The 6685-nt window shown below is 36.8% G+C and carries 8 protein-coding genes; 7 read left to right on the forward strand and 1 reads right to left on the reverse strand.

The window, feature by feature from the left end; genetic code table 11:
* Positions 1 to 20: 20 nt before the first annotated feature.
* The 3 genes from spx to EQ827_RS07290 all read left to right on the forward strand — a co-directional run bounded on the left by spx (position 21) and on the right by EQ827_RS07290 (position 2213).
* Positions 21 to 419 (forward strand): transcriptional regulator Spx, encoded by a 399-nt coding sequence (gene spx / locus EQ827_RS07280; protein ID WP_181190340.1) that lies wholly within the window; start codon positions 21 to 23, stop codon positions 417 to 419.
* Positions 420 to 565: 146 nt separating this feature from the next.
* Entirely contained in the window at positions 566 to 1198 is a 633-nt protein-coding gene (locus tag EQ827_RS07285; RefSeq protein ID WP_181190346.1) for an adaptor protein MecA, read from the forward strand.
* A 157-nt stretch (positions 1199 to 1355) separates the two neighbouring features.
* Positions 1356 to 2213: a competence protein CoiA family protein gene (locus EQ827_RS07290; protein WP_309109350.1), complete on the forward strand. Its 858-nt coding sequence runs from the start codon at positions 1356 to 1358 to the stop codon at positions 2211 to 2213.
* Here EQ827_RS07290 and EQ827_RS07295 read toward each other — a convergent pair.
* A complete protein-coding gene (locus tag EQ827_RS07295; protein WP_181190341.1) occupies positions 2161 to 2775 on the reverse strand; it encodes a DsbA family protein in 615 nt (204 codons plus the stop codon). The two genes, EQ827_RS07290 and EQ827_RS07295, sit on opposite strands and share 53 nt — an antisense overlap.
* A 154-nt stretch (positions 2776 to 2929) precedes the next feature.
* On the opposite strand from EQ827_RS07295, the gene EQ827_RS07300 reads away from it, so the two are divergent.
* From EQ827_RS07300 to mgtE, 4 genes are all read left to right on the forward strand, one after another.
* Positions 2930 to 3604, forward strand: coding sequence for a GTP pyrophosphokinase (locus EQ827_RS07300; protein ID WP_181190342.1), 675 nt, complete (start codon positions 2930 to 2932; stop codon positions 3602 to 3604).
* Entirely contained in the window at positions 3582 to 4379 is a 798-nt protein-coding gene (locus tag EQ827_RS07305; protein WP_219912669.1) for an NAD kinase, read from the forward strand. Before EQ827_RS07300 ends, EQ827_RS07305 begins: the two co-directional genes overlap by 23 nt.
* Positions 4379 to 5269, forward strand: coding sequence for an RluA family pseudouridine synthase (locus EQ827_RS07310; protein WP_181190344.1), 891 nt, complete (start codon positions 4379 to 4381; stop codon positions 5267 to 5269). Before EQ827_RS07305 ends, EQ827_RS07310 begins: the two co-directional genes overlap by 1 nt.
* A gap of 47 nt (positions 5270 to 5316) precedes the next feature.
* On the forward strand, positions 5317 to 6685 hold a 1369-nt coding region (gene mgtE / locus EQ827_RS07315; RefSeq protein WP_181190345.1), incomplete at its 3' end, for a magnesium transporter.

The raw sequence follows: 6685 nt of genomic DNA on the forward strand, positions 1-6685 counted from the left end.
GTAAGAAGGGAGATTCAAACATGGTAACTTTATATACATCTCCAAGTTGTACCTCTTGTCGTAAGGCTAAGAAGTGGTTTAAAGAACACAATATCCCCTTTAAGGAACGCAACATCTTTGCACAACCACTTTCTAAAGATGAGATTAAAAGAATTTTGCAGATGACTGAAGATGGTACTGAAGAAATCATCTCCACACGGTCTAAGGCTTATCAAGCTTTGAAAATGGATATTAATGATTTAACAATCGACCAATTAATTGGATTAATTGAAACTAACCCTGGTTTATTGCGTCGCCCAATTATGATGGATGACAAGAGTTTACAGGTTGGTTATAATGAAGATGAAATTCGGCGCTTCTTACCGCGCAAGGTACGTGTTATGGAATTAAGAGAATTGCAAAGAGCACAGTCTATTTAATTAGCTAGTAAGTTTAAATCACTTTTTAAGTAACGAAAAGACTAGAACGTTTATTTGTTCTAGTCTTTTTTAATTCAATTACTTTACTTTAAGAGTGTTACTGTTAAAATAGGTTAGTAAGGAAGAAAGATTGGTGGTTGACAGCCGTGGAAATTGAACACGTAAGTGAAAATATGATTCGCGTTGTTTTAGGTAATCATGATTTGGAAGAGCGTGGCGTAACTGTGCTGGATTTACTCGGGAACCGCAAGCAAATTGAGTCCTTCTTTTATAGTATTTTAGAAGAAGTTGATACTGACCACACTTTTACTCAGGATCAAACTGTTACTTTCCAAGTGGTGCCTAATAGCAAGGGCCTAGAATTACTAATTTCTAAAGCGCCTAAAGACGGACAAGACAGTTCTCCTCAAGAAGAAAATCAGCTTTTGCAGTCCTTAGGATTTGTCGGACAAGATGATGAGAATAATACTGGGGAAACAGCAAATCCAGCCACACAGGAACTAGTAGTTAAATTTGCAGATTTTGAAAACTTTGTAGCTTTAAGTAAAGTATTAGCTGTCGAAAGTTTTGAAAGCGACCTTTATCGTTATCAAAATGTCTACTACTTACATTTAACTATTTATGTTGATGAATTGCGCAGTATTACCTTGAATAACCTAACTGCCTTAGTGCAGGAATATGGGCAGATAGTACCACTTTCAGCTGCAGTTTTAGCTGAATTTGGTCAACCAGTCATGAGACAGACTGCTTTTGAATTGTCACGATATTATTTTAAATAATAGTCTATGATTAGATGAGGGAGTGAGGACAATATTTGTCCTCACTCCCTTATTTTTACTGTTTTTTAGATTGGATAGGGGTAATTAAATAAAGGGTGGTTTTATCCTAGCCGCATATAATCAAAATGGACAGATAGTTTATGCAAAAGTAGCCCAAATATCTGATAAATTCTTTTGCCCACAATGCCGTCGTCCTGTACAGCTAATTTGCGGGCAAAAACAGCCGTTTTTTCGGCATTATAGCCACCAGACTAATCAAATAGCTGAATCGTCCATCCATCGTGCGGGCAAAAAGTGGCTAGCAAAATTTTTGGCACCGACCTTTACAGTGGATTTGGAATACATTTGGGATTCAGAACAGCGTCTAGATTTATATGCACGTAATTATAAATGGCACTTAGCAGTAGAATATCAATGTTCACCGATTAGTAAAAACGAATTAGCACGCCGCCATTTTTTATATCAGCGCAAAAATTTACGTCCGCTATGGATTTTTGGTCCCAAACACTACCGCCAAGCCCAACACTTAAAGCATTTACAAAGTATTGTTAGTTATTCCAAACACTGGGGGTTTTATGTGTTATTTAAGTTGCCGCAGGAAAATTTTTTACGCTTAAATTATCACTATCAAACTTCACCTTATTCCAATAAGCTATATTGGCAACAAAGCTTTATTTCAAGTTGGACCCAGTTACTAGAACTTCAAGTTTCCCCGCCTCACTATCAAATTGAGAAAATTAATTGGCAAAGATGGTATCAAAAACAACAATTAGTTCCTACCCATCAATTTATTCAGTGGCAGAATTGGTGTTATCAGCAACAATATTCACTGTTAAATTTTGTCAAAAAAACACCGCCAAAAACTATGTTTCCTATTTACCGTTTTTGGCCGTGTTATTTGCCCTTAGCACAGAAGGCTCAACAAACTAGTAGTGCTAAGGTTCCACTGGTATCCGCAAAGATTATTCAAGCATGTGCAAGCGTCGATCAAGCAAAATTTGATAATCTTTTTTAATTAAATTATTTAAAAATTCTCTTAATTGCGTCAAAGTGCAAGACTTAATTAAGACACCTTGTTCACAGAAATAACTAGAATAATCATAAATAACCGTTGCTGGAGTGGCAGTAATCCCAAAACTAGCTGCTTTTTGTTGATCTAAGCGGCATTGGTTCAGCGCCAATTGGCTATCTTTATCAGCCAAAAGTGTTGACCAATCTAAGCCCACTTGCTGTGCCACATTTTGAACAAGCTGCTCGTTAAATTCTTGATGTTTTAAGTTTACATCATCTTGTAATTGCATAAGGAATTGTCGGCCCTTACGATTACCTTGAAAGGTGGCCGCCTTATAAAATAAGGTGGCCTGATGGATTTTTTGGGTAATTTGGTTTCGTAAGTTAATATTATTTAAATCCAAGTGTTTGCGCCGCATATAATCATCAATCGCATAAACGTTATTGAGAGCAATAAACTTAAAGTGCGCACTGACTTTATGTTTGTTCGCAAACTTAATAATAGTTTTTTCGGTTGTTAAACAGCGGTTTCCAATAGGGTTAACAAAGATAAAAATTTCCCACATGAAAAACCCTCCTTAGTGGTGAAGTTTGGCTAAAGTTCACATACTACCATATCAAATTTTCCAAAAGTTTCAATTTATTTGCGCTTTTTACCGTGAAGTAAATTGCTAAATTTTAGCTGTAATATGGTATAGTTAACACGTTGAGGTGATCGCAATGGCAGAAAGAAACTGGACAACTTTCTTATTGCCCTATGAACAAGCAGTAAATGAATTAAAAATCAAATTACGAGGTCTACGTAAAGAATACATTGAAAAAGGAGAACACTCACCGATTGAATATGTAATTGGGCGAGTGAAAACGGTCGAAAGTATCAAAGAAAAGATGCAGCGCCGTTTTATTAAAGATGAGTTATTAGAACAAGATATGCAAGATATTGCGGGTTTACGTATTCAATGCCAATTTGTTGAAGACATTTATCAAGTAGTCAACATTTTACACGACCGCACTGATTTGGCAGTTGTAGAAGAGCGTGATTATATAGCAAATAGTAAACCTAGCGGGTATCGCTCATATCATATGGTGATTAAGTATCCCATTCAACAAATTAATGGTGTTAAAGAAATTTTAGCTGAAATTCAAATTCGCACCTTAGCCATGAATTTTTGGTCAACAATTGAACACTCCCTAAATTATAAGTATCAAGGTGATTTTCCGCAAGATATTAATGCTCGTTTAAAAAGAGCTGCAGAAGCTTCATTTATGCTTGATGAAGAAATGTCCAAAATTCGTGGGGAAATTCAAGATGCTCAAAAGTATTTTACTAATCAAAAGGGTCCTGATTATCCTGGTCAAAAGGAGCGTGCGCATGAAAATTTGGATTCAAAGTAATACAAAGAATATCTCCCAAAAAGTTGCGAAGCAATTACAATCGAAGTTATTACAAGCGGGTATCACTATTAGTGCTAATCGACCAGATTTAGTCGTCACAGTTGGTGGTGACGGAACGTTTTTAAGTGCTTTTCATCGTTTTAACGATCAACTAGAACATATAGAGTTTGTAGGTATCCATACTGGACACCTCGGATTTTATACCGATTGGCAGGATAGTGAAGTTGATAACCTGGTGGAACATATTGTCAATAATCAGAAAAAAACTATTTGCTTTCCTTTGCTGGATGTTAAAGTGACTTTTAAAAGTGGCGTAGTTAGCCATTTTCTTTCTTTAAATGAATCCATTTTGAAGCGGGTTTCTCAGACAATGCGGGCGGATATTTTAATTGATGGCCGACGTTTTGAACGCTTTCGCGGAGATGGTGTAGTTTTATCAACTCCCAGCGGTTCTACGGCATATTCAAAGTCTTTAGGTGGCGCTTTAATTGATCCATCTTTAGCAGTTATGCAGTTTAATGAAATGGCACCGATTAATAATCGAGTTTATCGGACTGTTAATTCATCGTTAATTTTGCCTAAAGAGCAAGTTTTAACCGTGATGCCTGCTCCTCAAAGTGATTATATTGTGACAATTGATAACTTGTCCTATGACCATTGTTCAGTCCAAAAGATCGACTATCAAATTTCTTGCGAAACCATTAACATTGCTTCTTATCGTCCCAAAAGATTCTGGCTGCGGGTACGTAATGCTTTTTTAGTGGATGAAAACTAATGCTTTATCATTGGCAAAAGGACGATCAATATCCGCAAAAATTAGTTAGTTTTTTAAGTCAGCGTGGTTTTTCCAAGACGCAGTTGAAACAATTAAAGTTTCGTCATGGACAAATTTATGTTAATCACCATCGCCGCTTCTTTAGTTATCAATTACACTATGGTGATGAAATTATAGTTGTCTTGCCACAAGAACAAGGCTCCCATAAAATTGCTCCGATAGCGGGGACTTTAGATATTCTTTATGAAGATGATAATTATTTAATTATTAATAAACCAGCAGGTTTGGCTTCTTTACCTGTGATGAATCTTACCAGTGCCACTTTGGCTAATTATGTTAAATATTACTTGCAGACCAGCGATGCTGAAAATGATGCTATTCATTTAGTGTCACGCTTAGATCGTGATACTTCAGGTATTATTACGTTTGCCAAAAATGCCTACGCGCATAGTTTATTGGCGGGGGAATTCTTAACAACAGCTGTTAATAAAGAGTATGATGCCATTGTAAGTGGACATTTAGCCCAGTCTAGCGGGCAAATCTGTGCACCTATCGGGGTAGATAGCAATAATCATAATCTACGCTGTGTTGCGGCGGCCGGTAAATGGGCCTTAACTAAGTATCGAGTGGTGAAGACTTATCCCGATTTTACCTGGGTAAGGGTCAAGTTAATTACAGGACGAACACATCAAATTCGTGTACATTTTGCTTATTTAGGGCATCCTTTGATTGGTGATGATGCTTATGGCGGAGCTACCAATCTTTTACAGCGCCAGGCCTTACACTGCAGTACATTTAGCTTTTTTAATCAAATTAGCCAGCAGCAAGTAAATATAACTGCTCCCTTAGCAGCTGATTTACAGCAGCTGCTTCAAAGAAATAGTAAATAACTTTATCAAAATAATTTTTATTGCGATAAAGACATTAGGTGATAATCATGCAGGAATTACAAACTCCAATTAATCTTCAGTTTCGCAAACTTAGAAAAATACTCGACGAAGAACGAACTAAACAGTTTCGTAAACGCTTTTTAGACATGCACTTTTATGAACAGGGGCAGTTCTTCTTGACTTTAAATCACGAGCAGCGTTTGCGCATGTATGAAGTCATGGCACCTGATGAAGTAGGCGATATGTTCGATACCTTGGAAGATGATCAATTTAATATTTCGGAAATTTTGGCAGAAATGGATCTGAAATATGCTTCGGAAGTTTTAAACAGCATGTATGATGATAATGCCGCCGATTTATTAGAACATCTGGATAAAAGTGAAGTCGATCGTTATTTATCATTAATGCCGCAAGCTGATGCCAATCAATTGCGGGGGTTATTGCATTATGATACTCAGACTGCCGGGGGATTGATGACTACTGATTATGTAGTCATGCACCAAGATTTAAATGTCAAAGAAGCCCTCGACTTATTGCGAAAATTCGCCCATACAGCTGAGACTATTTATTACTTATATGTAATTGATAATGATAATGACTTAGTGGGAACCTTATCTTTAAGAGAATTATTTACCCATAGTCAAAAGGCTGTCTTAAGTACAATTATGACTAGTAATGTAATTTCGGTATTTGTCGATGATGATCAAGAAGCTGTAGCTCAAGTATTTCGTGATTATCAATTTGTCGCTTTGCCAGTTATTGATCATGCCCATAAATTGATGGGAATCGTTACGGTTGACGATGTAATTGAAGTTATTGATGATGAGGCTCAAGATGATTATTCTAAATTAGCGGGTGTTGATGTCGATGAATCGAAAAGTACGCCTGTCAAGGCGGCGAGCAGTCGTTTGCCATGGTTAATAACTTTATTGTTTTTAGGGATGATTACAGCCACTTTAATTTCTCATTTTGAAACTTTATTAAGTCAAGCTAGTATTTTAGCAGTGTTTATCTCGCTAATTACAGGGACTGCTGGTAATGCTGGTACGCAAAGTTTGGCCGTTGCTGTTAGACGCCTATCTTTAACTAATAATAAGCCTCAACACTTGTTGAGCTTGCTGTTAAAGGAGTTGATAACTGGTTTAGTTATCGGCCTTATTACAGGATTAACTATTATGGTGGTAGTAGGAATATGGAAACATAATCTAGTTTTGGGAGCAGTTATCGGCTTAGCAATGATGGCTGCTATTACCGTGGCTAATTTAGCTGGTAGCTTAATTCCGATGTTAATGGCAAAAATCGGTTTTGACCCCGCGGTAGCTAGTGGTCCTTTTATTAGTACTTTAAGCGACTTAACTAGTGTATTGATTTATTTTAATATTGCTAGCCTGTTTATGAGCTTTTTCAAGGGTATGT

It is taken from the genome of Bombilactobacillus bombi (assembly GCF_013607485.1).
Classification (GTDB): domain Bacteria; phylum Bacillota; class Bacilli; order Lactobacillales; family Lactobacillaceae; genus Bombilactobacillus; species Bombilactobacillus bombi_A.